The sequence below is a fragment of the Kitasatospora sp. NPDC001603 genome (assembly GCF_040298365.1).
Lineage (GTDB): Bacteria > Actinomycetota > Actinomycetes > Streptomycetales > Streptomycetaceae > Kitasatospora.
The window spans coordinates 1-25,548 of record NZ_JBEPAA010000103.1; the positions used below are offsets into that span (position 1 = coordinate 1).

Genomic DNA, 25,548 nt, shown 5'->3' on the forward strand with positions numbered 1-25,548 from the left:
TTGGGTGTTCAGGCGGGGGGGGGCCGGTCGCTGGCCGAGCTGGCCCCCTCCGGCGTTCGCCGTCCTACAGCGCGACGCCGAGCAGCGCGTCCACCGTGCGGGAGACCAGGCCGGGCGCACCGATGTCGGTGCCGCCGTCGGCCTCCTGGCCGGCCGCCCAGCGGTCCACCGCGGCCAGCGCCGCGGGCGCGTCCAGGTCGCGCGCGAGCGCCTCCCGGACCTCGGCCAGCAGCGCCTCGGCCGGCGGGCCGTCCGGGCGGGAGACCGCGGCACGCCAGCGGGCGAGGCGCTCGACGGCCTCGTCCAGGGTGGCCTTGGTCCACTCCCAGTCCTCGCGGTAGTGGTGCGAGAGCAGCGCGAGGCGGATCGCCGCCGGGTCGACGCCCTCGCGGCGCAGCGCCGAGACGAAGACCAGGTTGCCGCGGGACTTGGACATCTTGTGCCCGTCCAGCCCGACCATGCCCGCGTGCACGTACGCCTGGGCGTACGGGTGGCCGCCGGTGGCGACCTGGGCGTGCGCGGCGCCCATCTCGTGGTGCGGGAAGGAGAGGTCGCTGCCGCCGCCCTGGATGTCGAAGGACATGCCCAGGAACCGCAGGGCGATCGCGACGCACTCGATGTGCCAGCCGGGGCGGCCGTGGCCGAGCTCGGTGTCCCAGGCGGGCTCGCCCGGGCGGGCCGCGAGCCAGAGCAGGGCGTCCAGCGGGTGGCGCTTGCCGGGGCGGTCCGGGTCGCCGCCGCGCTCGGCGAAGAGCGGGCGCATGGCCTCCCGGGTCAGACCGGAGACCTCGCCGAAGTGCGGCTCCGACTCGACCGAGAAGTAGATGTCCTCGTCCACCTTGTAGGCGGCGCCGCTCGCCAGCAGCTTCTGGACCAGCGGGACGATCCACGGGATCGACTCGACGGCGCCGATGTAGTGGGCCGGCGGAAGCAGCCGCAGGGCGGTCATGTCCTCGCGGAAGAGCGCGGTCTCGCGCTCGGCGAGGGCCACCCAGTCCTGGCCGGTCTCGATCGCCCGCGCCAGCAGCGGGTCGTCGACGTCGGTGACGTTCTGGACGTACAGGACGTCGTGGCCGGCGTCCTTCCAGACGCGCTGCACCAGGTCGAACGCGTTGTACGTGGCGGCGTGGCCCATGTGGGTCGCGTCGTAGGGGGTGATGCCGCAGACGTAGATCCGGGCGGTGCCGTCCTGCGGGACGACCTCGCGGATACCGCCCGCGGCGGTGTCGTGAATACGAAGGGGGAGCCCCTGACCAGGCAGGGCGGGAACCTCGGAGGCGGGCCAGGCATGCATGGGAATCACTTTAACCGCGCGAACATTTGAAAGCCTAACCAGTACACAAGATCGACTGGATTCGGTTTCCGACGTTGCCTGAGCGGTTCCGGACTGGTAGGGACCGGCTCCCGACGTGGTCCGCCCGGTACGGGGGCGGTTTCCGGGCGCGCGGATGAGCGCCCGGCCGGCCCTGCCGCCGACCGGGCGCCCGGCCCCTGGGGGACGCGGTCGGAGCCGCTACGACCGCTGCCAGAGGGCCGGCACGTTCGGCGGCTCCCAGCCGGTGATGGCGGTGTGCCCCTGGAGGCAACGGTAGGAGGCGCCGGCGTAGGTGACGCGGTCGCCCGCGTTGTAGAGCGTCCCGGCGGTCCAGGAGCCGCCGGGCGGGGAGGTCGGGGGTGCGGTGGTGGGCGTGGTGGGGTTCGGACTGGTCGGCGGCGTGGTGGGGGTCTGCGGCACGTTCAGGACGAAGTCGTAGGTGCCCTCCTTCGCCGAGCCGACCTGGCGGACGTTCATCAGCAGCCGCGCGTCGTAGATGGTGTCGGTGCTGTTGCGCGGCTCGCCGGGGAAGTAGAGCTGGGTGGTGAGCACCGGGCGGCCGGGCGCCTGGAGCTTGACGTGGATGTGCCGGGTGCGGCCCGGGTACAGGCCCGGCACGATGGTGGTGAGGGTGAACGCGCCCTGGGCGTTGGTGAACTGGTGGCCGCGGAAGGCGAAGCCGGTGTTGTCGTAGGCGCCGTTGACGTCGGCCTGCCAGAAGTCGAGCAGGACGTTCGCGATCGGCAGGCAGGCCCGGCCGAAGACGTAGCCGCTCACGGTGAGCCGGGTGCCGGGGGTGCTGTCGGTGATCAGCGACGTCCGCAGCGGGGAGTTCGGCTTGAAGTAGGGGCCCTCGGTCTGCTCGATCGTCGGCTCGTCGCCGTCGTGGCAGGCGGGGGTGAGGCCGGGTGCCTCGCCGGTGCCGACCCGGTCGCGGGCCAGTGCGACACCGCCGCCGATCAGCAGCGGGGTGGCACTGAGGACGGCGGCCGCCTTGAGGACGGTCTTGCGGCTGATCCGGCGGTCGATCAGGCCCTCCGGCCCGCTGGGCTCTTGGGACGCTGGCATGCGCCGACTCCTTCACTGGGGGGTGTGGGGGGGGAGGTGGGGGCGGCCCTTGTCATGGTGGGGGCATGACAAGGACCGGGCCGGCGGCCCACCCGTTCCGTACGGGCCGGTCACCGGCGGCCAGCAGCCAACCTACGGGGCGCCCGGGACCGCCGCGATGGACGTGATCCGGGGATCGTGGTGATTTCCTCCGACCCCGGCCCGGAACTCCCCCGGCGTCATCCCGGTCTCCCGCCGGAAGAAGCGGCAGAAGTACGCCGGATCGGCGAACCCGGCCTCCCGGGCGACCTGACGGATCGTCAGCTCGGTGGAGGCCAGCAGCCGTTTCGCCTCCAGCGTCTGCTGCTGGCGGATCAGCCGGCCTGGTGTGCAGCCGGTGGCCTGCTTCACCAGCGTCTGCAGATGGCCCGGCGACAGGCCCAGCTCCTGGGCGCAGGAGGCCACCGAGCGGTGCAGCCCGCCCGGGTCGGCGATCAACCGGGTGAAGGCGGTGGCCAGTTCGCTCCCCCGCCCGGGCACCGCCGGGCCCGGGCCGGGCGCGCAGGCACGCAGCGCCCGGACGATCAGGATGTGCAGGCTGGCCCGCAGCACGCCCAGGTAGCCGGACGGCAGCGCCCGGTACTCCTGCTCCATGTCGGCCAGCAGGGCGGCGATCGGCCCGGCGTGTTCGCCCAGGGACAGGGCCGGCCGGGAGGAGAGGCCGCGGAGCGCGGCGAGGTCGTCGGGGCGGGAGAGCAGGAAGTCCTCGTTGAAGAGCACCACCTGCCCGGTCAGATCGTCGGCGTCGGCCCAGTAGTGCACCTGTCCGGGCACGATCACGCACAACTGCGGCGGCTGCAGCGTCCGGTGGACCAGGTCCAGGACGTGGGCGCCGCGGCCGCCGGTGACGTAGACGATCTCGTAGAAGGAGTGCCGGTGGGGGAAGGCGGCCCGGGAGAGCGGGCCGATGGCGTCGAAGCTGCCGATCGCGAACGGGAGCAGGTGCGGCAGCGGGACCTGTAAGCGATGCAGCGGCAGGTCCAGGTGGGGGGTGGTCCGTCGCTCGTCCATCGGAGCAGTCTGCGGCCGAACCGCCGCACCGGTCCAGACCATTGCTACAGGGTCGGCAGGTCGGCGCCCCGGGCAGGCGCCGGTCCGGCCCCGCCCGGGGCGGTGCGGGTCAGATCGGCGGCCAGGGGATGGACGGCCAGTCCTGCGAGGGCAGCGGGTGGCGGCCGGTGCCGAGCAGCTCGGCCACCCGGGCGCGGGTGGCACCCAGTTCGGCTGCGGTCAGGTGCGGGGCGAGCCGCTCGCCGAGCGCGCCGTCCAGCTGCTCGGCGAGGCCGCCCAGCACCGACAGCGCGTCCTGCGGCAGCGGCTGACCGGCCCAGCCCCAGAGCAGCGTGCGCAGCTTGCCCTCGGTGTTGAAGGTGACGCCGTGGTCGATGCCGTAGATCCGGCCGTCGGCGGCGGCGATCAGATGACCGCCCTTGCGGTCGGCGTTGTTGAGCACCGCGTCCAGCACGGCGAGCCGGCGCAGCCGCTCGTCGTCCGGGTGGACCAGCAGCGCGGTGCGCCCGTCACCGACGTCGGCGCGCACGATCGGCAGCCAGCCGTCCTCCGGTCCGCGCGGGTCCTGGAGGGCGAGCAGCGGGTCCGCCTCCGGGTCGGGCTCCACCCAGAGCTGCACCATGCCGGGCCCGTGCGGACCGTCGCGCAGCACGGTGGGCGGGATCGGCGCCCAGCCGGTGGCGGCGGCGAGCTCGTACGCGGCGACCTCGCGGCCGGCCAGCGTGCCGTCCGGGAAGTCCCAGAGCGGGCGCTCGCCGGCCACCGGCTTGTAGACGGCCTGGGCGGTCAGCCCCTGCGGGCCGCCCAGCGTGACGCTGCAGTAGAGCGCGGCGTTGGAGGCGTCGGTCAGCCGGCCGTGGACGGTCAGCCCGCCCTCGCGCAGCAGGCGCAGCGCGGTCGGCACGTCGGCGGCCAGGGCGGCGCCGGCCGCCGGGTCCGCCTGCGGTGGGGTCTCGGTGTTCAGCGCCGGTACCCGTTCGCGCGCGGGCACAGGTGGCCCTCCGGGTCGAGCGGCAGGTTGCAGAACGGGCAGGGCTTGCGACCGGCCGAGACGAGGTCCAGCGCACGCTTGGCGAACACCCGGGCCATCGCGCCGGAGAGCCGCACCCGCAGCATGTCCGGGCCGTTCTCGTCGTCCTCGAAGACCGCCTCGGCGGCGTCCTCGCCCTCGTCCTCCTCGATCACCGCCTGTGCCTCGACCACCAGGCAGCTGTCGATGCTGTCCCAGGCCAGGGCCATCGTGCCGACCCGGAACTCCTGCTCCAGCGGCAGGTCCAGCGGGGCGGTGTCGAGCAGGTCCACCGGGGCGGCGGCGGGGATCGCGGAGTCACCGCCGCTGCGCCGCAGGGCCTCGTCGAGGACCTCATCGATCCGCTCGGCGAGCGCGGCGACCTGGGTCTTCTCCAGCAGCACGCTGGTGATCCGCCCCCGGGCGCTGGCCTGCAGGTAGAACGCCCGGGCGCCGGGCTGGCCGACGGTGCCGGCGACGAACCGTTCGGGCTGGTCGTAGAAGAAGACCTGACGGGGCACGCTCTCGCTCCGGATCGTTTCGATCGTCGTATGTCGGGTGTTGCGTGGGTGTCGCGTAGTCGTACGTCTGACGGGTGTGTGTCGTCTGCCTGTGGTGCGGGGCGCTCGGACAGCCGGACCGTCCGGGCGCCACCGCCCGCCCGGACACCGGTGGGCCGGTCCCGGCAGGCTCGCTAGTCACCCTACGACCTCCGGGCCCGGCCCGGGGAGCCGAGCCGGTGACCCGGGGGCGGGTCCGCCGGGGTCCGCGCCGGTCGGGGCCGGTCCGCCGCGACGGCGGCCGGCGCGGGTGCCGGCGCCGGGGCGGGTCGGTCAGGCGGTGCCGCCGACCACCGCGTCCCCGGCCGGCGTCGCGTCGCCGCCCCGGTCACCGTGGCCGCCGGCGCCCGGCTTCGGCGCGAGCGAGGAGAGGTCGCCGGTGTCGCCCATTCTCAGCACGAAGGGGCGCTGCGGGGTGTAGCGGATCGCGGTGACCGAGCAGGGCTCGACGGAGATCCGCTGGAAGTGGTCGAGGTGCAGGCCGAGCGCGTCGGCCACCACCGCCTTGATCACGTCACCGTGCGAGCACGCGACCCAGACCGCGTCCTCGCCGTGCTCGGCGGCGACCTTGGCGTTCCACTCGCGGACCGCGTCGACCGTGCGGTGGCTCAGCTCGCGCAGCGACTCGCCCCCGGGGAAGGCGGCGGCGGCCGCGTGGTCCTGGACGGTGCGCCAGAGCGGCTCCTTGGCCAGCTCGGACAGCGGGCGGCCGGTCCACTCGCCGTAGTGGCACTCGCCGAGGCGCTCGTCCTCGGCCGCCGGCCCGAGTTCGGGGCGGACCGCGAGCAGCGGCTCCACGGTCTGCCGGCAGCGCTCCAGCGGGCTGCTGACGACCTGCGCCACCGGGATCGCGGCGAGCCGGCCGGCCAGCGCGGCGGCCTGCTCGCGCCCGGTGTCGTCGAGATCCACGCCGGGTGTCCAACCGGCCAGGATTCCGGCGGTGTTCGCGGTGGACCGGCCGTGACGGACGAGCAGCAGCGTGGGCATGGAGCCCAGCGTACGGCCTCCCGGCCGGGTCGCGGGCGAGGGGTGGGGGTCGCGGCGGCGGGTGGCGGGCGAGCGGCGGACCGGTGGCGCGGCGGAGGGGGCCGGGTCGTGTGGAGCGCCCGTGCAGAGCGAGGCGTTGTGCCGCCACCGCTCCCGCCGAGGGGCCACAATGGCCCGATGATCGTCCACTGTGCCATCTACCGCGACGGCCGCCGGATCGAGGCGCCCGAGGACCACACCGGCGCCCTCGCCGCCGCGCGGGCGGCCGGCAAGGGCAGTTTCGTCTGGATAGGCCTCTTCGAACCCACCGTCGAGGAACTCGACCGGGTCAGCGAGGAGTTCTCGCTGCACCCGCTGGCCGTCGAGGACGCCGTCAGCGCCCGTCAGCGCCCGAAGGTGGAGGCCTACCAGGGCTCGCTGTTCGTCTCGCTCAAGACGCTGGGCTACCACCCGGGCGGGCACGCGGTGACCAGCGGCGAGGTGATGATGTTCGTCGGCGAGGACTTCGTGATGACGGTCCGGCACGGCGCCGACAGCCCGCTCGGCGAGCTCCGGGCGGAGCTGGAGGCCCAGCCGGAGGTGCTGAGGTACGGGCCGAGCGCCGTCCTGCACTCGGTCTGCGACACCGTGGTGGACGGGTACGTCGACGTCGCCGTCGGGCTCCAGGCCGACCTCGACGAGCTGGAGGCCGACGTGTTCGCCCCCAACCGGGTCGGCCGTGACACCGCCGGCCGGATCTACGGCTACAAGCGCCAGCTGGTGACCGTCCGCCGGGCCACCGGCCCGCTGCTGGACCCGATGCTGCGGCTGGAGCGCGGCGGCGTGCCGTTCGTCCGCCCCGAGGCGCTGCCGTACCTGCGGGACGTCGCCGACCACCTCGCCAAGGCCAACGACCAGGTCGAGGGCATGGACCGGCTGCTCTCCGACATCCTCAGCGCCAACCTCGCGCAGGTCAGCGTGCAGCAGAACAACGACATGCGGAAGATCTCGGCGTGGGCCGCGCTGGCCGCCGTGCCGACCATGATCGCGGGCGTGTACGGGATGAACTTCGACCACATGCCCGAACTCCACCAGGTCTGGGGGTACCCGGCGGCGGTGGCGCTGATGGTGCTGGTCTGCCTGGTGCTGCACCGGGTGTTCAAGCGGCACGACTGGCTGTAGGCCCGGTCCGTCCGTACGCGGGTCGAGGGGGACACGGAGCGGCCGGCCCGTGCCCCCCGCGCCGCCGGATCAGGCCAGTCCGGCGCGCTCCATCGCCTCGACGCCGGTGCGCAGCGCCCGGACCCGCTCCTCCAGGCTGAAGCCGGCCGGCGCCAGGGTCAGCGTGGTGACGCCCGCGTCGGCGTACGCCTGCATCCGGTCCGCGATCCGGGCGGTGTCGCCGACCAGCGAGGTGGCGTCGATCAGGTCGTGCGGCACGGCCGCCGCGGCACCCTCGTAGTCCCTGGCCAGGTACTTCTCCTGGATCTCGTCGGCCGCCTGCTCGTAGCCCATCCGCCGGGCGAGCTGGTTGTAGAAGTTCTTCTCCTTGCTGCCCATGCCGCCGATGTAGAGCGCGGCGTAGGAACGCTGGGCGTCGACCCCGGCCTCGATGTCCTCGCCCACCGCGATGGTGACGGTCGGGCAGAGGTCGAAGCCCTCGTCCAGGGTCTTCCCGGCCTTGGCCCGGCCGGCCCGCAGCGGGTCGAGGGAGAGCGCGGCCTGCTCGGGCGCGAAGAAGATGCCGAGCCAACCGTCGGCGATCTCGCCGGTCTGCTCCAGGTTCTTCGGCCCGATCGCGGCGATGTACAGCGGGATGTGCTCGCGCACCGGGTGCACGGTGAGCTTGATCGGCTTGCCGGGCCCGCCGGGCAGCGGCAGCGTCCAGTTCGCTCCTTCGTGGACCAGCCGCTCGCGGGACATCGCCTTTCGGATGATCTCCACGTACTCGCGGGTGCGGGCCAGCGGCTTGTCGAACTTCACGCCGTACCAGCCCTCGGAGACCTGCGGGCCGGAGACCCCGAGCCCGAGCCGGAACCGCCCGCCCGAGAGGGTGTCCAGGGTGGCCGCCGTCATCGCGGTCATCGCCGGCGTGCGGGCCGGGATCTGGAAGATGGCCGAGCCGACGTCGATCCGCTCGGTCTTGGCGGCGACGTACGACAGCACGGTGGCCGCGTCCGAGCCGTAGGCCTCGGCGGCCCAGCAGACCGAGTAGCCGAGCCGGTCCGCCTCCTGGGCGACGGCGATGTTGTCGGCGTCCATGCCGAGGCCCCAGTAGCCGAGGTTGATACCGAGTCGCATCTGCCATGCCTTCCAGTCGGGTTGTCCGTGAGGGTAACCGCACGTCCGGCGGACATGCTACTGGCCGGTAGCTGTGGGCTGGGCCACATTCCGACCCGCCACCCGGGTGCTGATCGTTCTGCGGGTCTGCGCATCTGCCCGGGCACCGGCCGCTACGCTCAGCCGACGTGGGGACGCCTCTCCCCACCTGCGCGTTTGCCGGGCCCGCGCGGACGGGGGCGAGCGGCCCGGGCGCGGGCGGCACCGGCGGCGCCGGGGGCGCGAGCGGTTCCGGCGGGTTCAGCAGGACGAGTGGTTTCAGCGGTATCAGCGGTATCAGCGGTGTTGTCGGCCAGTGGAGGGCCCGTCCGATGGAAAAGCGTCACCTCGGCCGTACCGGGCTGCAGGTCTCCCGGCTCGGCCTCGGAACCATGACCTGGGGCCGCGACACCGACGAGCACGAGGCCGCCGAGCAGCTCAAGGAGTTCGTCGACGCGGGCGGCAACCTGGTCGACACCGCCGACGTCTACGGCGACGGCGGCGCCGAGTACCTGCTCTCCCGGCTGACCGACAACCTGATCCCCCGCTCCGACCTGGTCATCGCCACCAAGGCGGGCAGCGTCCCCGACTCCGCCCGCCGCTTCGACGGCTCGCGCGGCCACCTGCTCGCCGCCCTCGACGCCTCGCTGCGCCGGCTGGGCACCGACTACGTCGACCTCTGGCAGGTGCACGCCTTCGACCCGGCGACCCCGGTCGAGGAGACGCTCAGCGCCCTGGACATCGCCGTCACCTCCGGGCGCGCCCGGTACGTCGGCGTCTGCGACTACAGCGGCTGGCAGCTCGCCCGCGCCGCCACCTGGCAGCGCGCCCACCACGGCCGGGTGCCGCTGGCCGGTGCGCAGCTGGAGTACTCGCTGCTCCAGCGCGGCCTCGAACGGGAGGCGCTGCCCGCCGCCCGGGAGTCGGGCGTCGGGCTGCTCGCCTCCTCGCCGCTCGGCCGCGGCGTGCTCACCGGCAAGTACCGGCACGGCGTCCCGCAGGACTCGCGCGGCGCCTCGCCGTACCTGTCCGGCTTCGTCCAGCCCTACCTCGGAGAGCGCTCGCGGCGGATCGTGGACGCCGTCGCCACCGCCGCCGACGGGCTGGCCAGCAGCCCGCTCGCGGTGGCGCTCGCCTGGGTGCGGGACCGGCCGGGGGTGGCGAGCGCGCTGGTCGGGGCACGCACGGTGGCACAGCTGCAGTCGGCACTGTCAGTGGAGGCGCTTACGCTTCCGGGTGAGATCCGTGGTGCGCTCGATGACATCTCGTCGCCGGTCCACCGCTATCCGGACCAGGGGTGGACCGAGCTCTAGGGCTCGCGCCGCCGCCGGACAGGGCGGATCTCGACGACCGACGACCGACACACTGAGGGTCGACGGCCGACGACGGACGTGATGCCCCGACCCGACGCGGGCCGGCTCGGCCCCGGCACGGTCGGGCCCGACCCCGCGCGCCGCCCGTGGCGGCCGCGAGCGGCGGCCGCTCCGGGCGCGGAGCGGCCGGCGCCCCAGCAGTGGAGTGATCTTTTGGAGCGAACGATGAGTGACACGGAGAACGGCGCTCCGCAGGAGTCCCCGGCGGCCCCGGGGACGGACGGCGCCGACAAGGCGGCCGCCGTCGCGGCGCTGGCGGAGGCGATCCGGGTGGTCGGGCAGCAGTCGGCCCGCCCGGGCGCGCCGGCCTCCGGGAACACCCCGCGCGTCCCGGGCACCGCCGGCGGTTCGGACGCCCCGGCGGGTGGCGCCGCCGCGGCGGGTGAGGCCGCCCCGGCCGCGGCACCGGCCGCCGCCCGCCCCTCCCGGTACCAGGCCGAGACCGACGAGCAGCGCGCGGAGGCCCTGCGGGCCACCGCCGAGGTGCTGGCCGCCGGCGGTGCGCCCACCGACCTCGCGCCCGCCGCCGTGGCCGCCTTCGGTGACGGCGCCGCCGAGGAGCTGCGCGCCGACCCGTGGGCCGTGCTGACCCTGCCCGGCGTCCGCCCCGAGCACGCCGACGGCTTCGCCCGCGGGCTGCTCGGCCCCGCCGCCGGCCCGGGCGACCCCCGCCGGGCCCAGGCGCTGGTGCCCTGGCTGCTGGAGCAGGCCGCCCTGCGCGGCCACTCCGCCGTGGAGATCGGCGAGGTGACGGCCGGGCTGGACCGCCTCGGCCTGCCGGACGCCGCCGCCGCGCTGCAGTCGGCCGTGGTCGACGGCCGGGCGATGCCCTTCCAGGAGGAGCTGACCGGCGCCGAGGCGCACTCCGCCGGCGGCGACGAGGACGACGAGCCGCCGACCCGCACCGTGCTCGCGCTGGAGCGGCTGGCCCTGGCGGAGGAGAGCCTGGCCGACGGCCTGGTCCGGCTGATGTCGACCTTCGTCCCCGGCGTGGACGAGTCTGGCGAGGTGAACGAACCGGACGAGGCGGACGCGCCGGCCGACGAGGACGCCACCGAGGACGCCTCCGAAGACCCGGCCGGGGACCCCTCCGCCGAGGACGCCACCGAAGACCCCTCCGCCGAGGGCGCCGACGAGAGCCCGGCCGTCGGGGGCCCGGCCGGCGGCGCCGACGCTCCCGGTACGCCCGCCGCCCCCGGCCCGGCCGCCTGGGAGGCGGCCGCCGCCGCGGCGCCGTCCTCCTCGGCGACCGCCCTGATCCGGGCCGCCGCGGAGAGCGCCCTGGTCACCCACACCGGTGGCGAGGCCGCCCGCGCCGAGCCGGTCGCGCTGGTCCGCGCCGCCGCCGGTCTCGGTCTGCGCGCCTGGGCCGCCACCTGGACCGAGCAGGGCCGGGACGCCCTCGCCGGGCCGGCCGACGAGCCGCTGCCCGCCGCCACCCTGGCCGAGCTGCTGTCCGGCACGGCCGGCCCCGGCCGGTCCTCGGACGGCACGCTCGCCCTCGACGTCCTCGTCGTGCTGGACGCCCCGCTGCTGGACGTCGAGCTGGCCGCGACCCTGCTGGAGTCGCTCGCCGACGGCACCCGGCTGGTCCTGAGCGGCGACCCGGGCCAGCTCTGGTCGGCCGGGCCGGGCCGGTTCTTCGCCGACCTGCTGACCGCCAAGGTCTGCCCCTCCGTGGCCTCCCGCACCCCGGACTTCGGTCCGATCGGCGAACTGGTCTCCGGCATCGGCATCGGCGAGCTGCAGCCGGTCGAGGCGCCGGACAAGGAGGTGGTCATCCTGACCGCCAAGGACGGCGGCGAGGCCGTCCACCGCGCCATCCAGCTGCTCACCGACTCCATCCCGCGCGCGCTCGGCATCCCCGCCGAGCAGGTGGTGCTGCTGACCCCCGGCCACGGCGGCGCGGCCGGCACCCGGGCGCTGAACGCCGCCGCCAAGGCCGCCCTCAACCCCGGCCCGGGCCGCTTCGGCGGCTTCGACCCGGGCGACCGCGTGGTGGACTCCCCCGCCCCCGGCGTCGTCCGCCCCGCCCGGGTGCTCGACGGCGACGCCACCGGCCTGCACCTGGAGTTCCCGGACGGCTCGCGCCGCAGCGTCCCGCCGGCCGAGGCCGGCCGGCTGCGGCACGGCTGGGCGCTGACCGTCCACCAGGCGGTCGGCCGCCGCTGGCCGGGCGCGGTCGTCGTCCTCCCCGAGGACGCGGGCGCGGCCCTCACCCGCCAGTGGGTCTACACCGCGTTCGGCCGCGGCGAGCGCCACCTCTCCGTGGTCCACGCGGCCGGCCCGGCCCTGCCCCAGGCCGTCGCCGAACGCCCGGCCGCGCCGCGCACCACCCGGCTGCGGGCGATCCTCGCGGAGAACGCCGCCCAGGCGTACTGAGGGGTGTTTGCCGAGTCGCGCGCGGACCCGGCGGGGCTTGGCACCCCCTAGCGCGCGGGCGCCGAGGGGGGGACCGGGCCGGTCCCCCCTCGGTGCCGGGGCCGGCCCGCTGTCGGAGGGTGGGTCTAGCGTGCTCCGGGGCCACACCACCGTGGCCGGGTACGAGCAAGGGGAGAGCATGACCACACTCGAAGGCCGCCCGCGGACCGCGCTGCTCGTCGTCGACGTGCAGAACGGCGTCGTCGAGGAAGCGCACGAGCGCGACGCCGTCGTCGCCAACATCGGCCGCCTGGTCACGAAGGCCCGCCACGAGAAGGTCCCCGTCGTCTGGGTCCAGCACTCCGACCCGGACCTGGAGCCGGGGAGCGACGGCTGGCGGATCGTCCCCGAGCTGACGCCGGGCGACACCGAGCCACTGGTCGGGAAGACCTACGGCGACTCCTTCGAGGACACCGAGCTGGAGACCGTCCTGGCGGACCTCGGCGTCGGCCGGCTCGTCGTCGCCGGCGCGCAGACCGACCAGTGCATCCGCTCGACGCTGCACGGCGCCCTCGTCCGGGGCTACGACGCGGTCCTGGTCGCGGATGCCCACACCACCGAGGACCAGACCGCCTGGGGTGCGCCGCCGCCGGCCCAGGTCATCGCCCACACCAACCTGTACTGGACGTACCAGACGGCACCCGGCCGGACGGGCGGCACGGTGGGCACCGAGGACGTCGATTTCGGCGCCACGTCCTGACGGCCGCGCCACGCGGCCGGGAGGGCCCCCGGGGTGCCGACCCCGGGGGCCGACGGGAATGTCCGAAACCATGCGCTCGCAGAAGCGTTCGAGCAGCCGGCCGGGAGCTGCGGGGCCCGGGCCGTCCTCCCCGCCCCGTCGTCCCGCTCCGCCGCCCCGGGCAGGCGGGGCGGCGGAGCGGGCGGTGGCGGAGCTCAGGTCACTCGTCCGGGTCCTCGTCGTCGTAGACCTCGCTGACGTCGAACCGGCAGATCAGCAGCTGCGGGTCCGCGTGCTCGAAGGGCTCCGGCAGCCACTCCCCCGGCTCGGTCGGCTCGGCGGCGGCGACCCAGAGCGTGGAGTCACCCTCCTCCAGGCCGAACTCCTCGCTCCGGGCGGCGATCTCGTCCGGCTCGTACTCGCCGAACAGCACACCGATCGCGGCGTTCACCTCGCCCGACCCGCCCCCGCCGGGGGTCAGCGAGTCGTCCAGCCGCTCGGCCTGGGCGCGCAGCCGCTTCGGATCGACCACGTGGTAGTCGCGGCGGATCAGGACGCTGATCGCCTCGGGCTGCTCGGGGCCGTTGTACCCGCCCGGCCCCTCGTCGCCGGGGACCTCGAACGGGGTGACCTCGTCGTAGACCTCGTAGAGGAGTTGGTCGTAGGCGATGGCCGCCGTCGCGAGCTGCTCGTAGGCGGTGAACACAGCGGGATCGTCCGCTGCGCTGGGGCTTGACACCGCTTCCAGATGACGGTCGATGGCGGCCTTGACCGCCTCGGCGGCGGCGCGTACCTCGGCAATGGTGGGCTGCGCGGCATCAGACATGGTGCAGACGCTATCTCCCCTCGGTGTCGGTACGCACAGCGGTTGTCACCTACACCCGCGATTTCACCGCAACTTCCCCCCTGATGTCCGATCCGCGTGGTTCTGTACCCGCGCACACCCGCGCGGAGCGCGCGGATCCGGCACGGCGGGGCCGCCCGCGTGCCGCTTCCACGGGCCCTGATCGGGGTATCCCGTCCACAGCGGAAACGGAACTGATGAGCTGTCAGGAGTGCGGGCGGGGCCCCGCCGGGAGGGCGGCCGAAAATACCCGGGCCCGTTGTCGGAGGCAGGCCGTAGGCTTGCTCGCAGGTGTCCCTCAGGAGGAGCGTTTTGACTTCACCGAAGCCGGTCCGGCAGCCGGAGTACGAGTACCAGTCGTTGCGCATGCCGCGCGGTACCTCCCGCAACGCGGCGCGCCAGCTGCTCACCGACCATGCCGAATACGGGCATTGGGAGCTGGACAGGCTGCGGCTGTTCCCGGACGGTAGCCGGACGGTGCTGCTGCGGCGGCGAATCATCCGGCAGGTGCGGAGCTGGTGACGGGCCCCTCCCGCTGACCGGTACGGGCTGCCGCCTCCGCACGCCTCCTCGGGCCGGGGCGTCGCGCACGACCCGGCCCCTGCCGCCGTTCACGCTGCGTGACCGAGCGGGTCGTCGGCGTGTGCGCTCCCGCCGGTCCGGAGCTGTCCGTCTGTGGTGCCCGCGGCCGTCCGCGGGACGGACGGCCGCGGGCCCCACGCGTCCACACCGGGCTCGCGGCGCTCACCGCCGTGCCGCCGCCGCACCGGGGTCCGGCCCGGGGTGCCGCGGCGGCACGGCCGCTCACTCAGGCCGGAGCCCGCTCCGGCGTCCGCCCCGCCGCCCCGGGCGGGAGCGACCGCCGGGCACGTGGTCGACGCCGGGCAGGTGGTCGATGCTCAGCGCGCGCCGGCGCGGGCGCGGCGGTAGAGCACGCCGCCGCCGAGCAGCAGGGCGAGGCCGGCCGCGCCGAGCAGCTCGGTGCCGCCCGCACCGGTCGAGGCCAGCTGGCTGCCGGCCGCCTCGGGAGCGGCGGTGCGCGCCGACGCCGGCACGGCCTGACCGCTCTGGCCGCCGCCGGCCGCGGTGGTCGTCGCGGGAGTGGTCGCACCGGGCGCCGCGGGGGTGGTGGCGGACGGGCTGCCCGTCCGGGGGTTGCCGGGCGTGGTCTCACCGCCGCCCGGGTGCGACGGCGGTGTGGACGGCTGACCGGTGGGCGGCGGCGGGTTGTGCGAGCCGTGCTCCTCGGGGCAGTCCTCGTCCGGCTTGGCGGGCGGGGTGGTGGCCACCGACGAGCCCTCGTTCCCACAGGCGTTCCCGAAGGCCGGGTTGCCGACGCCGACCACGTCGACCGAGTTGCCGCAGGCGTTGACCGGGACGTGCACGGGCGCCTGGACGCTGTTGCCGGAGACCACGCCGGGCGAGCCCGCCGCCGCACCGGAGGCGGACGACCCCGAGGCGCTGTGGCCGCCGCCGGAGTGCCCGCTGACGTTGGCGCAGTGGTTGCCGTACGCCGGGTTCAGCACGCCGATCACATCGACGGTGTTGCCGCAGGCGTTGATCGGCACCTCGACCGGTACCTGCACCGAGTTGCCGGAGGCCACGCCCGGCGAACCGGCGGCGCCCCCCTGCGCCTCGGCGCCCGCGTAGGCGTAGCCGGCGGTCGAGGCCAGGACACTGCCGGTGGCCACGGCCGTGAGGAGCCCCTTCTTGGCTACATTCCTCATATTTTCCCCTGACGTATCGAGACGACGTGATGACCTATCCGAAAGTCGGAATTTCCGACGAACGGGAAAGGTCTTCGAGTGCACAGGAGACAACGAGGCGCAAGCGGCGAGGTTGAGCCGAAAGAACCCTATTCACCCGATCGAGTGAGACACGACAACAGGCTGACGGCCCGCCGATTCCCGGCCGGGTCCGGACGCACAAGCGCCCCCGGGTGGCGCGTCCGCCACCCGGGGGCCAAGTGAGTCGATCCGGTGATCGGCCCGTCGACCTGTCGGCCGGTGCCCCACCGGCCGGTCGACCCGTCGACCGGTCATCCGGTCATCGTGCGCTCAGCGCGCGGGCGCCTTAGAAGTTGGCGCAGTGGTTGCCGAACGCCGGGTTCAGCACGCCGATCACGCTGACGGTGTTGCCGCAGAGGTTCACCGGGATGTGCACGGGAATCTGAACCTGGTTGCCCGCGACCACGCCCGGGGAACCGGCCGCCACACCGTTGGCGGCGGCGCCGCCGTGGGCGGACGCGACACCGGCGGCGGCCAGCACCAGGCCACTGGTGGCGGCGGCAACGGCGGCGATCTTCTTGACCTTCATCATTCCTCCTGTATGAGCAGCGCAACCCGTTCGGCGGGCTGCATAGGAGTGAACGACGGTGTGGCAAACGGGGTACGGAACCTTTTCCCCATTCACCCGCAACGGTGATGACCCGCACGGATGATCGATCCGTGGATACCGGCAGAATCGTTTCTCTCGATCTCCATTTCCCGGTCCCAAATCATTAGCTCGGACAATGCGGACGGCCCGCCCCCGGAACCCCGGGAGCGGGCCGTCGTCCCGCGGGCGGGACGGTCGTTCAGCAGGCGTCGATGAAGCGGTCCAGCACCCGCACGCCGAACTTGAGCCCGTCCACCGGCACCCGCTCGTCCACGCCGTGGAACATCCCGGCGAAGTCCAGCTCCGGCGGCAGCTGCAGCGGCGCGAAGCCGAAGCAGCGGATGCCGAGGTCCTGGAACGACTTGGCGTCCGTCCCGCCGGACAGGCAGTACGGCACGGCCCGCGCGATCGGGTCCTCCGCCTGCAGGGCGCTCTGCATCGCCTCGACCAGCGCACCGTCGAAGCTGGTCTCGATCGCCTTGTCCGAGTGCAGGCTCTCGCGCTTCACGCGCGGGCCGAGCACACTGTCCAGCTCGGCCAGGAACTCCTCCTCGTAGCCGGGCAGGAAGCGCCCGTCCACGTGGGCGGTGGCCTGCCCGGGGATCACGTTGACCTTGTAGCCGGCGCCGAGCATCGTCGGCTGGGCGGTGTTGCGCAGCGTGGTGCCGATCATCTTGGCGATGCCGCCCAGCACCCGCAGCGTCTCGTCCATGTTCTCCGGGTCGAGCCGCACGCCGAGCGCGTCGGACAGCTCGTCCAGGAAGGCGCGGACGGTCTTGGTGATCCGCAGCGGGAAGGTGTGCCGCCCGAGCCGGGCCACCGCCTCGCACAGCTCGGTGATGGCGTTGTCGTCGTTCTCCATCGACCCGTGCCCGGCCCGGCCCTCGACCGTGAGCCGCATCCAGTGCATGCCCTTCTCGGCCGTCTCCACCAGGTAGAGCCGGACCTGGTCGTTGACGGTGAACGAGAAGCCGCCGACCTCGCCGATGCCCTCGGTCACCCCTTCGAAGAGGTCCGGGTGCTTGTCGACCAGGTACCGGGCGCCGTAGGTGCCGCCCGCCTCCTCGTCCGCCACGAAGGCCAGCACCAGGTCCCGCGGGGGCTTGCGCCCGGTCCGCAGCCGGTCGCGCACGACGGCCAGCGTCATCGCGTCCATGTCCTTCATGTCGACCGCGCCGCGCCCCCAGACGCAGCCGTCCGCGATCTCGCCGGAGAACGGGTCGTACGTCCAGTCCGCCGCGTTGGCGGGCACGACGTCGGTGTGCCCGTGGATCAGCAGGCCCGGACGCGAACGGTCCTCGCCCTCGATCCGGACGACCGTCGAGGCCCGCCCCTTGGCGGACTCGAAGATCTGCGGCTCGATGCCGAACTCCGCGAGCTGCTCCGCGACGTACTCGGCGGCCTTGCGCTCCCCCGGGCCCGAGCCGTCGCCGTAGTTGCTGGTGTCGATCCGGATCAGGTCGCGACAGATCCCGGCGACCTCCGACTCGGCCGTCACCTTCGGCGCCGCCGCCCGCCCCGCCGTCGACTCGCTCCGCTCGCTCACGGTCACTCCTCGTCTCTGGCCCGCACCGACGCACCGGCGCCTTACCCCCGGGACCTGCACCCGGGCGTACGAGCACGTCCGCCCATCCTCCCCCAGGCCCCCAGCCGTATCCACCCCGCGGGCCCCCGGGAACCGACGCGAAATCCGCTGGTCACACCCCCGCCACAGAGCACCCCTTGCCCAGGTCACCGCCCTGCCCGGCGATCCGGGGCCGTTTTGGGAGCGCAAGCCGATCTTTGCTACAGTTACATCTGTCAGCGCGGCCGACGAGGCCGCGGAGACAACACCCGGTCCGGGTGGCGGAATGGCAGACGCGCTAGCTTGAGGTGCTAGTGCCCTTTATCGGGCGTGGGGGTTCAAGTCCCCCCTCGGACACCAGCTAAGACCCCTGTTTATCAGGGGTTTTTTGCTTTCCAGGCAGCGGCGTGACCAACCACGTGACCAACGGCCCAGAGCTTCCCTGATCAGACCAGGGATGCGAGGCCCGTACGGCTGGCGCTTGCAGCCGCCAGCTTCTTAGCGCCTTCAGGGCGACGACGGCCATAGCGAGCCATCGTGTAGCCCGGCGAGTGGTGCCGGGCGTTGGCGGAGACCTCTACCTGGCGGTAGCTTCCGGGAACCCGTTCCTCGCACTCCTCTGAACGCTCGAAACAAAGCAACCGCCCCGGCCAGTAGGCCGGGGCGGTTCTTTCGTTCGGTAGGTGCTCAGGTGCTGTACTCGTAGCCGATCGTGACTCGGGTCGGCACGACCCAGAGACCGAACTCGATCACGCCCTCATCATCGGACCAGCGATGGACACCGCCCAGGACGGGCGACCCCACGCGCAGCCCCAGGGCAGATGCCTCCCGGGCATCGCACTCCCGGGCGTGCATATCGTCCCGAGCGTGCGTGATCGTACGGCCGGACGCCTCAAGAACCTTGGCGGTGAGGCCGGCATTCTTGCTGGGTGCCGTTGAGAGCAAGTCCGGCACCAACGCAGCGAAGTGCACCGGATACCAGGCCACCGCCAGCATGGTCCGGGTCTTGCCTCGGCCCGCGATGTACTCGCGCCTCACAAGCTGGTCCCCGGGGTCGAGGTTGAAGATGTCCTGCACGTACAACGGCGGGACAACCAGCTCGGCCGCCGTGACTCGACTGGTCTCACCCTCCATCAGGCTGGACCTCAGCCGCTGGACCATCGACAGCCGGTCACGCCCTGTCGCGGTTGCCGTCGCCTCGTCCGCCACGAAGGTGCCGCGCGGACTGGTCCTGATGAGTCCTTCCACCAGGAGCTGGTTCAGAGCCCTGCTGACGGTTGCTGCTGCCACGTTCCACCGCTGGCACATCTCCCTGTTCGTAGGGAGCTTCTCACCGGAGGCAAGTTCGCCCGTGAGGATCGCCTGCCGATAGTGATCGGCAATCGCGGTGAACGTCTTCGGACTGGCCATGCGCTACTCCTCAGTCGAGGTGACGGTCACTCAAGAGCACACTAGTGCACCGACATCGAAGCCAACAGCACTTCTCGGAGTTCTACCTTCTGACCTAGGACACAGTTCGAGCGCTCTAGGGAGTTGTAGTGGCGGTTTGCAAGAGGTCGCGCACGACGATCTATCAGCCGAAGGTCGGTGAGGTCGTCAAGGACCGTGCTCACAAGGGCGCCGAGGGCGTCTACATGGACACGATGAGCGGCCGGGTCTACCTCCGGCCGCGATGTGGCGGCCTTGAGTGGACCACCTTTCCCAGCGAGATCGAACGGCTCGGCGAGACCCCGGAGCTGGTCACCGTCTACACGGTCGACAGGCCGCGCCGGGCTCCGGCTGCGCTCGCGTCGTGAGGCCCCGGCGCGTGGTGATCATCGTCCGCATCATGCGCGCACTGATCACGGAGCCCCGCAACACGCTCGCGTGGATGTGGGGCGCATACATCCAGTTCAGCTGGCCCGTGACGATGTTCAGCCCCTATCGGCGAGATCTCGCCCGCCGAATGCGACTCCGCCGCAGGCTCGATCGGTCCCGCCCACCCACCTGAAGCCACCCAAGCCCCCGTGCCTGCTCTGGGGCTGCTGGAGCGAGCAGGCGCGGGAAGAGGTCCCGTCCGTCATGCGACACCCCCGGCGAGACGGGCGGGATCGCCCAACAACCACCACAAAGGCTACGCAGTGCCCCGTCTGAGACGACCACCCCCGGAACCGGTAGCGCTGGACCCATTCGAAGCCGACTCGTTCGCGCCGGAGTTCAGCCCGGACATGGGCGCTGCCGGTTGTGGCTGCGCCATGCGGAAGGTTGGCGGGTGCGTTGAAGACCTGGGGCTCCCCGTGTTGCAGGGGTGGTACGTCCACACGGATGCGCGAGAGGGGATGTTCATCCGGCGGCGGCGCCTGAAGGACCCGTTGACGGGCGAGATCCGACAGACGCTCGTGATGTTCCGGACCCCGGCCCCGATGGGGCGCGGTGAACCCGTCTACTGGGCGCTCAAGTGCGCCGGAGTTCCCGTGGTCGAGAACCAGTACGAACGGGCCCGGTCCGGACGCCCGCCGGAGGCCGCGCGACGCCCCTTCCAGCCGGCCAGACCGGCGGCCTGACGCCAGACACCAAGCTCCCGCCGGTTGAGCCGACGGGTTGCACAACCCCGCCCGGGCAACGATCCGGGCGGCACCACCCAAACAAACTAGGGAGCACGAATGCACGGCGTACGCGCCCTACTCACCCCCGAAGCATTCGGGGGTGTCACCGCAACGGTGATCGACAACAACCCGGGCATGCCCGCCGACACGGCCGAGCGCATCGTCACCGAAGCGCTCAAGTTCGTCGCCACCGCCCGCACGTTCCCCACCATGCGCATCCCGCCGTCGAACGTCGTCGACGAGGGGTGGCACGCTCTCATCCTCCACACCCGGCCGTACGCCGGGCTGTGCGAACGGCTCGGTGGCTTCGTCCACCACTACCCCGAGCGCCCCGACCCGGCGCGCCATGACCCGGACGCCCTCGCCCGGACCGTCGCCCTCATCGAGGAGGCCGGGTACACCCCCGATCACGAGCTGTGGACCGGCCCGACCCGCGCTCTGGTGACCGTGGCCGCCAACTGCTCCCACACCCCCATCCCCGGCGGATGTGGACCAATCAACCCCGGAGGGTGCGCCTCACACTGCAACGGCGGGGGCGGCGAGGGCAGCTAATCTGAGCCCCACCGAACACGGAGAGGGCGGGATTCATGGACGCGAGCGAAGCCCAGAGGATGGCCGACACGCTCCGCCGTCTGGGTATTCGGGGGATCGTCTCCCCGGAGGACCTGGACGAGCCGGACGGGCAGTGGCGGGTGTATGACAGCAGCGACCCTGCCACTCGGCGAGACATCACCGACGAAGCACTGACAGTCATCCAGGGGATGTCCCGTAAGACCGGTCCGGCGCGAGGATTCGTCGTCCCCGTTCCTCGCTGAACCTCGTCTACCGACCACGGCCCCGGTCAGCCTCTCGCTGAGCTGACCGGGGCAACCCTGCGGCCAGGCCACGTGACCAACAGGTGACCAACAGCGGTCCCGAACAGCCGGAAACGGGCAGGAAACACAGGTAGGCGCGGCCGTCAGGCAGAGGGCGTGTCGAGCACGCTTCCGCAGGTCAGAACTAACAAAGGCTGGTGCCCGAGAGGAGAGTTCAAGTCCCCCCTCGGACACCAGCTAAGACCCCTGTTGATCAGGGGTCTTCTGCGTTTCCCGGGCACGGTGGGCCCCCGGCCCGGCGGGGCGGTCACCGCGTGAGGTCTCCGCGACCGCCGCCGGGGAGGTCGCCCCCGTACGTCCGCCGCCGGGCCCCGCCCGCGCCGCCGGACCGGAACGGCCGCCATGGCTGGTCAGAGGCCGTGCTCGTCCAGGATCCGCAGGAGGTTGCGCTTGCGCCGGTGGTCGGCCCGCAGGGCCGCGAGTTCGGCCGCGAACGCCGGCTCCGTCCCCAGTGCCCGGTGGCAGGAGCGGACCTCCAGCAGCAGCCGGGCCAGCTCGCGGTAGCGGGCGTCGCCGGTGAGCGGACCGAGCCGCTCGATCGCGCGGCGGTACCCCTCCAGGGCGTCCCCGGGCCGGCCGGGGTCGCCGGGGCCCGGTCCGGCCGGCGGCCTCGGGCCCGGGACGCCCTTGCCGGCTGCCCGTGCGAGGGCGCGTTCGGCCTTGGCCAGCTGCTTCATCAGGTCCTTCTCGGCCCGGCCGGCGGGACTGCGCCGGGCGGCCTCCTCCGCCCGCTCCCGGACCCGGCGCAGACCGGGCCCGCCCAGCAGGTCGCGGTAGTCCGCCAGCTCCGCCTCCACCAGGTGGTCGTGGTCGCCCAGCAGCCGGTCGACCAGCCAGTCGGCCAGCTCGGCGCGGTCCGGCGGCGCCGACCGGCAGGCCTCCAGGTGGGCCTCGTCGAGATCGGCGGCGACCCCGCCGACGCACCCGGCGGAGTCGTCGATCCGGTCGTACGCCCGGCCGAGCAGCCGGATCGCCTCCCGCGCCAGGGCGATCGCCTGCCCGGCCTGCCCCTCCGCCGTCAGCGCGCGGACGGCGGTCACCGCCTCGCCGGCCTGGAGCGCGTACGCCTGGGCGTCCGCGTACTCGACGTACCCGTAGCGGCTGAAGCGGCCCACCGCGAGCAGATCGGTGATCCGGGAGCGCAGTTGGGCGGGATCGGCCTGCGCGGTCGCGGCCCGGAGCTCCAGACGACGCCGCAGGGTCCGGTCGCCGTCCATCAACTCGCGTACCAGGAGCAGCAGGTCCTCGCGCGAGCGCGAGCCCAGCCAGGACTCCAGGCTGCCGGCCCGCGCCGTCGCCTCGGCCTTGAGCCGGGGCAGCTCGTGCCACTTCTCCAGGACCACCAGGCCCACCGCGACGCAGTGCTTGCAGAAGTTGCCGTCGAGTCCGTAGGGGCAGTCGCACTCGCCCGACAGCCCGTACTCCGCGTCGAGTTCGAGCACCACCTCGTAGGCCTCGGTGCCGCTCACGACCGCGGTGAACCGCTCCGCCCCGACGTCGAGTTCGGCGACCGCGTCCCGGTAGCCCCGGCCCCGTTCGAAGGAGCGCGGCCCGGCCAGGCCGCTCAGGTCGTCCTCGGTGAATCCGGCGCTGCTCGTCACCCTGTCATTCAAGCAAACGGCACCGGCCGGCCGACCGGATTCGGTCGCCTCAACGGGCCGCCCAGACCGGGCAGGCCGGGTGGTGGCGGTGGGTGCGGATGATGGTCCCGCCGAGGGAGCGGTGCTCGGTGGTGGAGACCGCGCAGCAGCGGGGTGCCGCGGTGGCGGTCGCGGGCCCGCGCGGGGAGGCCGGCGCGCTCGGGCCCGGCACGGTGGCCGGGGCGGAGGTGTGCTTCGGGGCGAAGGTGTGCGCCGGAGCCGGCGTCCGGTGCGGGGCGGCCGAGCGGCGGCGTCGGCGGCGGGGAGCAGAAGTGGTCACGGAGCGAGACTGCCCACGTCTCGGCCGGTGAATCCGGGGCTCACCCGGATGGACGACGGGCGCCGGGACGCGGGCGGGCGCCCGTCAGCCTTCGGCCGGCCGCTCCGGCGGGGTCCGGCCGGCGGGCGCGGCCCCGGCCCGGCGGCGGTCGGCCCGGTGGATCGTCTCGGCGACCACGAAGGCCGTCACCGCGGCGACGATCAGCAGCGGCATCGAGTTCGCCGAGTCGGCCCCGAGCAGTGCCGACGCGAGCACGGTGCTGGTGACCGGCAGTCGGGTGACCGCGGCGGCGGAGGCGGCGAGGCCGGCCGCCAGCCCCGGGGCGAAGCCGAAACCGGGCAGCGGCCCGCAGGCGATCCCGAGGGTCGCGCCGATCAGGAGTGCCGGGAAGATCGGACCACCGCGCAGGCTGCCCAGCGCGATGCCCCAGCCGAGCGCCTTGCAGACCAGCAGCGCCAGCAGCGCGCCGACCGGCCAGGACGCCGGATCGGCGGCCAGCTCGCCGAGGGTGGCCTGTCCGGAGAGCGCGGCCTCCTCCGGCGAGCGCCCGGTGAGCAGCGCGTACGCGGTGATGCAGGCGCCGACGGCGACGGCGCAGAGCACCGTCCGGACGGCCGTCGCCCGCCGGGTCGGCGCGGGCCGGTCCGGGAGGCCGGTGACGTACCCCTTGACCCGGGTGCCGAGGAGCCGGCCGGTCACGCAGATCGCCGCCACCACGACCGCGAGCGGGACCCCCCAGAGGAAGTCACCCGGGTCCGGGACGCCGGACGGCGGCTCCGAGGGCAGCGAGAGGGCCCCGATCGACAGCCCCGTCCAGTGGCCGAAGCCGGTGAACACCAGCGCGCCGATGCCGCTCGCCAGCAGGCACGGCAGGATCAGCGCCGTCAGCTGCGGCCCGCCGAGGCCGGCGCCCTCGATGATCATCACGGCGGCGACCAGCGGACTGCCGAAGATGGTGGAGATCGCCGCCGCCGAGCCGGCCGCGCCGAGCACGGGCCCCAGTTGGGGCTTGGCCGTCAGCCAGGCGGGCCGGACGGCGAGCAGGGCGAGGCCGCTGCCCAGGGCCATCAGCGGCGCCTCGGGACCGAGCACGACGCCGAGCGGCAGACAGGCCAGGGCCGCCAGCACCACGCCGGGTACGGCGATCGGGAGGGTGGGCGGACCGCCGAGTCCGTCCACCGGGACGTGGCCGCCGCGGCCGGGCAGCCGGGTGACGATCGGGGCGAGCAGCAGGCCGGCGAGCAGCAGCGCGGGCAGCGGCCACCACCAGGGCGCCCGGTCCAGGCCGAGGCTGTCCGGAAGGCTCTCCCAGACCCAGTGCTGGAGTTCGTGCTCCAGGCTGACGAAGCCGAACGCGGCGAGCGAGACGGGGATGCCGACGACGGCCGAGATCAGCAGGAGGACCAGGTAGCCCTTCTTCAGCAGTACCGCGCGCACGGCGTCGGGTCCGCCGACGGGCCGACCGGTCTGCTCGGGCATGCCCGCTCCTTCGCGCTCACCGGAGCCGGCCGCTGCCCGGTCCCGTCCTGGGACCGAGTCTCGCCCGCGGTACCGGCGCCCGCGCGGTGGTCGGCGTTCCGGCGCGGCGCGCCCCGAGCGGGTTGCGCCGTACGGACGAGCGGGTGCCCGGGGTCGGCGCCGTACGGACGAGCGGGTGCCCGGGTCGGTCCGCGGTCGGCGCCGCGCGCCGGGGCCGCGGCCCGTCAGGCCTGCGGGACCTGGCGGGACTCCTCCAGCGCGCTCTCGATGCCCTGCACCATCCGCCAGAGCGGCGCCCGGCGGCTGGCGACCAGCACCACGACGTCGTCCGCCTCGCCGTCCGGCACCGCCTCGGCCGGCCGGTCGCTCCAGGTGCCGGTGACGAAGGCCATCGCCGCGTCCACCTCGGTGGTCCAGTCGCTCTCGCCACCGGAGCGCAGCCAGGTGCGCAGCGCGTGGTTGTGCGCGGAGACCACTGCGGCCGCGATCACGTCGGCGCGCAGGGCCCCGTCGGCCCGCGCGGCGAAGCGCCCGCGCAGGTAGTGCGCGAGCATGTGCTCGTAGCGCCAGACCACCGACAGCTCGTACGCCCGCAGGCCGGGCACCTTGCGGGTGAGCCGGTAGCGCTGGACGGAGAAGGACGGCTGCTCGGCGTACATCCGCAGGACGAGGCGGGCGGCGTCGCAAGCGTGCCGGACCGGGTCCTCCTCGCCGGTGCCCGACTCCAGGAACTCCGTCATCTCGGCGAGGCTGCGTTCGTGGTCGGGGAAGACCACGTCCTCCTTGGCCGGGAAGTAGCGGAAGAAGGAGCGCCGGCCGACTCCGGCGAGCGAGACGATGTCGTCGATCGTGGTCTGTTCGAAGCCCCGCTCCAGGAAGAGTTCGAAGGCGGCGGCGACGAGCGCTTCACGCATCGCCGGCTTCGGCGGACCGTCGTTCATGGGCTGGTCCTGCTCTTCCTTCTCGCTCATTCCCGGAACATAGCACCGGCTTCGAACAGCCGGGCCAGGTGCGCGGCGGGGTGCTTGCGGCACCCCGCCCGCGGCCGTTACGGCAGGTTGCGGGCCATCACGATCCGCTGGACCTGGTTGGTGCCCTCGTAGATCTGCGTGATCTTCGCGTCCCGCATCATCCGCTCCACCGGG

Annotated in this window: 24 protein-coding genes and 1 tRNA gene; 8 read left to right on the forward strand and 17 right to left on the reverse strand. The window is 73.7% G+C overall.

Annotated elements, in window-relative coordinates; all coding sequences use genetic code 11:
• Window positions 1-64 precede the first annotated feature (64 nt).
• The 6 genes from mshC to ABT263_RS35410 all read right to left on the reverse strand — a co-directional run bounded on the left by mshC (window position 65) and on the right by ABT263_RS35410 (window position 5,989).
• Window positions 65-1,294: a cysteine--1-D-myo-inosityl 2-amino-2-deoxy-alpha-D-glucopyranoside ligase gene (mshC, locus tag ABT263_RS35385; protein WP_352297209.1), complete on the reverse strand. Its 1,230-nt coding sequence runs from the start codon at window positions 1,292-1,294 to the stop codon at window positions 65-67.
• Between the two features lie 219 nt (window positions 1,295-1,513).
• A complete protein-coding gene (locus ABT263_RS35390; RefSeq protein WP_352297212.1) occupies window positions 1,514-2,383 on the reverse strand; it encodes a dioxygenase family protein in 870 nt (289 codons plus the stop codon).
• A gap of 132 nt (window positions 2,384-2,515) precedes the next feature.
• Window positions 2,516-3,433: a helix-turn-helix domain-containing protein gene (locus ABT263_RS35395; RefSeq protein ID WP_352297214.1), complete on the reverse strand. Its 918-nt coding sequence runs from the start codon at window positions 3,431-3,433 to the stop codon at window positions 2,516-2,518.
• 109 nt (window positions 3,434-3,542) lie between these two features.
• Window positions 3,543-4,424: an SCO1664 family protein gene (locus ABT263_RS35400; protein ID WP_502885916.1), complete on the reverse strand. Its 882-nt coding sequence runs from the start codon at window positions 4,422-4,424 to the stop codon at window positions 3,543-3,545.
• Complete coding sequence (locus tag ABT263_RS35405) at window positions 4,394-4,963, reverse strand: DUF3090 domain-containing protein (protein WP_352297217.1); 570 nt, start codon at window positions 4,961-4,963, stop codon at window positions 4,394-4,396. The genes ABT263_RS35400 and ABT263_RS35405 overlap by 31 nt, the downstream gene beginning before the upstream one ends.
• 312 nt (window positions 4,964-5,275) lie before the next feature.
• Window positions 5,276-5,989, reverse strand: coding sequence for a histidine phosphatase family protein (locus tag ABT263_RS35410; RefSeq protein WP_352297219.1), 714 nt, complete (start codon window positions 5,987-5,989; stop codon window positions 5,276-5,278).
• 177 nt (window positions 5,990-6,166) lie between these two features.
• On the opposite strand from ABT263_RS35410, the gene ABT263_RS35415 reads away from it, so the two are divergent.
• Window positions 6,167-7,150 carry a magnesium and cobalt transport protein CorA gene (locus ABT263_RS35415; protein ID WP_352297222.1) on the forward strand — a complete coding sequence of 328 codons (984 nt, stop codon included), beginning with the start codon at window positions 6,167-6,169 and terminating at the stop codon, window positions 7,148-7,150.
• 69 nt (window positions 7,151-7,219) lie between these two features.
• On the opposite strand, the gene ABT263_RS35420 is transcribed toward ABT263_RS35415, so the two are convergent.
• Window positions 7,220-8,269 (reverse strand): LLM class F420-dependent oxidoreductase, encoded by a 1,050-nt coding sequence (locus tag ABT263_RS35420; RefSeq protein WP_352297224.1) that lies wholly within the window; start codon window positions 8,267-8,269, stop codon window positions 7,220-7,222.
• 350 nt (window positions 8,270-8,619) lie between these two features.
• Here ABT263_RS35420 and ABT263_RS35425 point away from each other — a divergent pair, with 350 nt between their 5' ends.
• The 3 genes from ABT263_RS35425 (at window position 8,620) to ABT263_RS35435 (ending at window position 12,781) form a co-directional block, all read left to right on the forward strand.
• Window positions 8,620-9,600 carry an aldo/keto reductase gene (locus ABT263_RS35425; RefSeq protein ID WP_352297226.1) on the forward strand — a complete coding sequence of 327 codons (981 nt, stop codon included), beginning with the start codon at window positions 8,620-8,622 and terminating at the stop codon, window positions 9,598-9,600.
• 225 nt (window positions 9,601-9,825) lie between these two features.
• Window positions 9,826-12,042 (forward strand): helix-hairpin-helix domain-containing protein, encoded by a 2,217-nt coding sequence (locus ABT263_RS35430; RefSeq protein WP_352297227.1) that lies wholly within the window; start codon window positions 9,826-9,828, stop codon window positions 12,040-12,042.
• Window positions 12,043-12,220: 178 nt separating this feature from the next.
• The gene (locus ABT263_RS35435; protein WP_352297229.1) at window positions 12,221-12,781 is read left to right on the forward strand and encodes a cysteine hydrolase family protein; all 561 of its coding nucleotides are present in this window, start codon (window positions 12,221-12,223) and stop codon (window positions 12,779-12,781) included.
• A 199-nt stretch (window positions 12,782-12,980) separates the two neighbouring features.
• Here the strand turns inward: ABT263_RS35435 and ABT263_RS35440 are convergent, their stop codons facing one another.
• Window positions 12,981-13,586: a hypothetical protein gene (locus ABT263_RS35440; RefSeq protein WP_329486959.1), complete on the reverse strand. Its 606-nt coding sequence runs from the start codon at window positions 13,584-13,586 to the stop codon at window positions 12,981-12,983.
• Between the two features lie 330 nt (window positions 13,587-13,916).
• Here ABT263_RS35440 and ABT263_RS35445 point away from each other — a divergent pair, with 330 nt between their 5' ends.
• Window positions 13,917-14,126 carry a DUF5703 family protein gene (locus ABT263_RS35445; RefSeq protein ID WP_329486960.1) on the forward strand — a complete coding sequence of 70 codons (210 nt, stop codon included), beginning with the start codon at window positions 13,917-13,919 and terminating at the stop codon, window positions 14,124-14,126.
• Window positions 14,127-14,503: 377 nt separating this feature from the next.
• Here ABT263_RS35445 and ABT263_RS35450 read toward each other — a convergent pair whose 3' ends face one another.
• From ABT263_RS35450 to ABT263_RS35460, 3 genes are all read right to left on the reverse strand, one after another.
• On the reverse strand, window positions 14,504-15,331 hold the full coding sequence (locus ABT263_RS35450) for a chaplin (RefSeq protein ID WP_352297232.1): 828 nt from the start codon (window positions 15,329-15,331) through the stop codon (window positions 14,504-14,506).
• Window positions 15,332-15,677: 346 nt separating this feature from the next.
• Window positions 15,678-15,920, reverse strand: a complete 243-nt coding sequence (locus ABT263_RS35455; RefSeq protein ID WP_380393546.1) for a chaplin — start codon at window positions 15,918-15,920, stop codon at window positions 15,678-15,680.
• A gap of 259 nt (window positions 15,921-16,179) precedes the next feature.
• Window positions 16,180-17,526: a M20/M25/M40 family metallo-hydrolase gene (locus tag ABT263_RS35460; RefSeq protein WP_329486963.1), complete on the reverse strand. Its 1,347-nt coding sequence runs from the start codon at window positions 17,524-17,526 to the stop codon at window positions 16,180-16,182.
• A gap of 290 nt (window positions 17,527-17,816) precedes the next feature.
• Between ABT263_RS35460 and ABT263_RS35465 the strand changes: the two genes are divergently transcribed.
• Window positions 17,817-17,904 (forward strand) — tRNA-Leu (locus ABT263_RS35465).
• 327 nt (window positions 17,905-18,231) lie between these two features.
• Here ABT263_RS35465 and ABT263_RS35470 read toward each other — a convergent pair.
• On the reverse strand, window positions 18,232-18,954 hold the full coding sequence (locus tag ABT263_RS35470; RefSeq protein WP_352297236.1) for a GntR family transcriptional regulator: 723 nt from the start codon (window positions 18,952-18,954) through the stop codon (window positions 18,232-18,234).
• Between the two features lie 128 nt (window positions 18,955-19,082).
• On the opposite strand from ABT263_RS35470, the gene ABT263_RS35475 reads away from it, so the two are divergent.
• Together ABT263_RS35475 and ABT263_RS35480 are read left to right on the forward strand one after the other, a co-directional pair.
• Complete coding sequence (locus ABT263_RS35475) at window positions 19,083-19,340, forward strand: hypothetical protein (RefSeq protein ID WP_352297239.1); 258 nt, start codon at window positions 19,083-19,085, stop codon at window positions 19,338-19,340.
• A gap of 846 nt (window positions 19,341-20,186) precedes the next feature.
• Window positions 20,187-20,681, forward strand: a complete 495-nt coding sequence (locus tag ABT263_RS35480) for a glycine-rich domain-containing protein (protein WP_352297241.1) — start codon at window positions 20,187-20,189, stop codon at window positions 20,679-20,681.
• 673 nt (window positions 20,682-21,354) lie between these two features.
• On the opposite strand, the gene ABT263_RS35485 is transcribed toward ABT263_RS35480, so the two are convergent.
• From ABT263_RS35485 to ABT263_RS35505, 5 genes are all read right to left on the reverse strand, one after another.
• The gene (locus ABT263_RS35485; protein ID WP_352297244.1) at window positions 21,355-22,605 is read right to left on the reverse strand and encodes an SWIM zinc finger family protein; all 1,251 of its coding nucleotides are present in this window, start codon (window positions 22,603-22,605) and stop codon (window positions 21,355-21,357) included.
• 49 nt (window positions 22,606-22,654) lie between these two features.
• Window positions 22,655-22,924, reverse strand: a complete 270-nt coding sequence (locus ABT263_RS35490; protein ID WP_329486965.1) for a hypothetical protein — start codon at window positions 22,922-22,924, stop codon at window positions 22,655-22,657.
• Between the two features lie 84 nt (window positions 22,925-23,008).
• Complete coding sequence (locus ABT263_RS35495) at window positions 23,009-24,403, reverse strand: chloride channel protein (RefSeq protein ID WP_352297247.1); 1,395 nt, start codon at window positions 24,401-24,403, stop codon at window positions 23,009-23,011.
• A 224-nt stretch (window positions 24,404-24,627) separates the two neighbouring features.
• Window positions 24,628-25,374, reverse strand: a complete 747-nt coding sequence (locus ABT263_RS35500) for a TetR family transcriptional regulator (RefSeq protein WP_329486967.1) — start codon at window positions 25,372-25,374, stop codon at window positions 24,628-24,630.
• Between the two features lie 77 nt (window positions 25,375-25,451).
• Window positions 25,452-25,548: acyl-CoA dehydrogenase family protein (locus ABT263_RS35505; RefSeq protein ID WP_157849844.1), on the reverse strand; the 97-nt coding region annotated here is incomplete at its 5' end.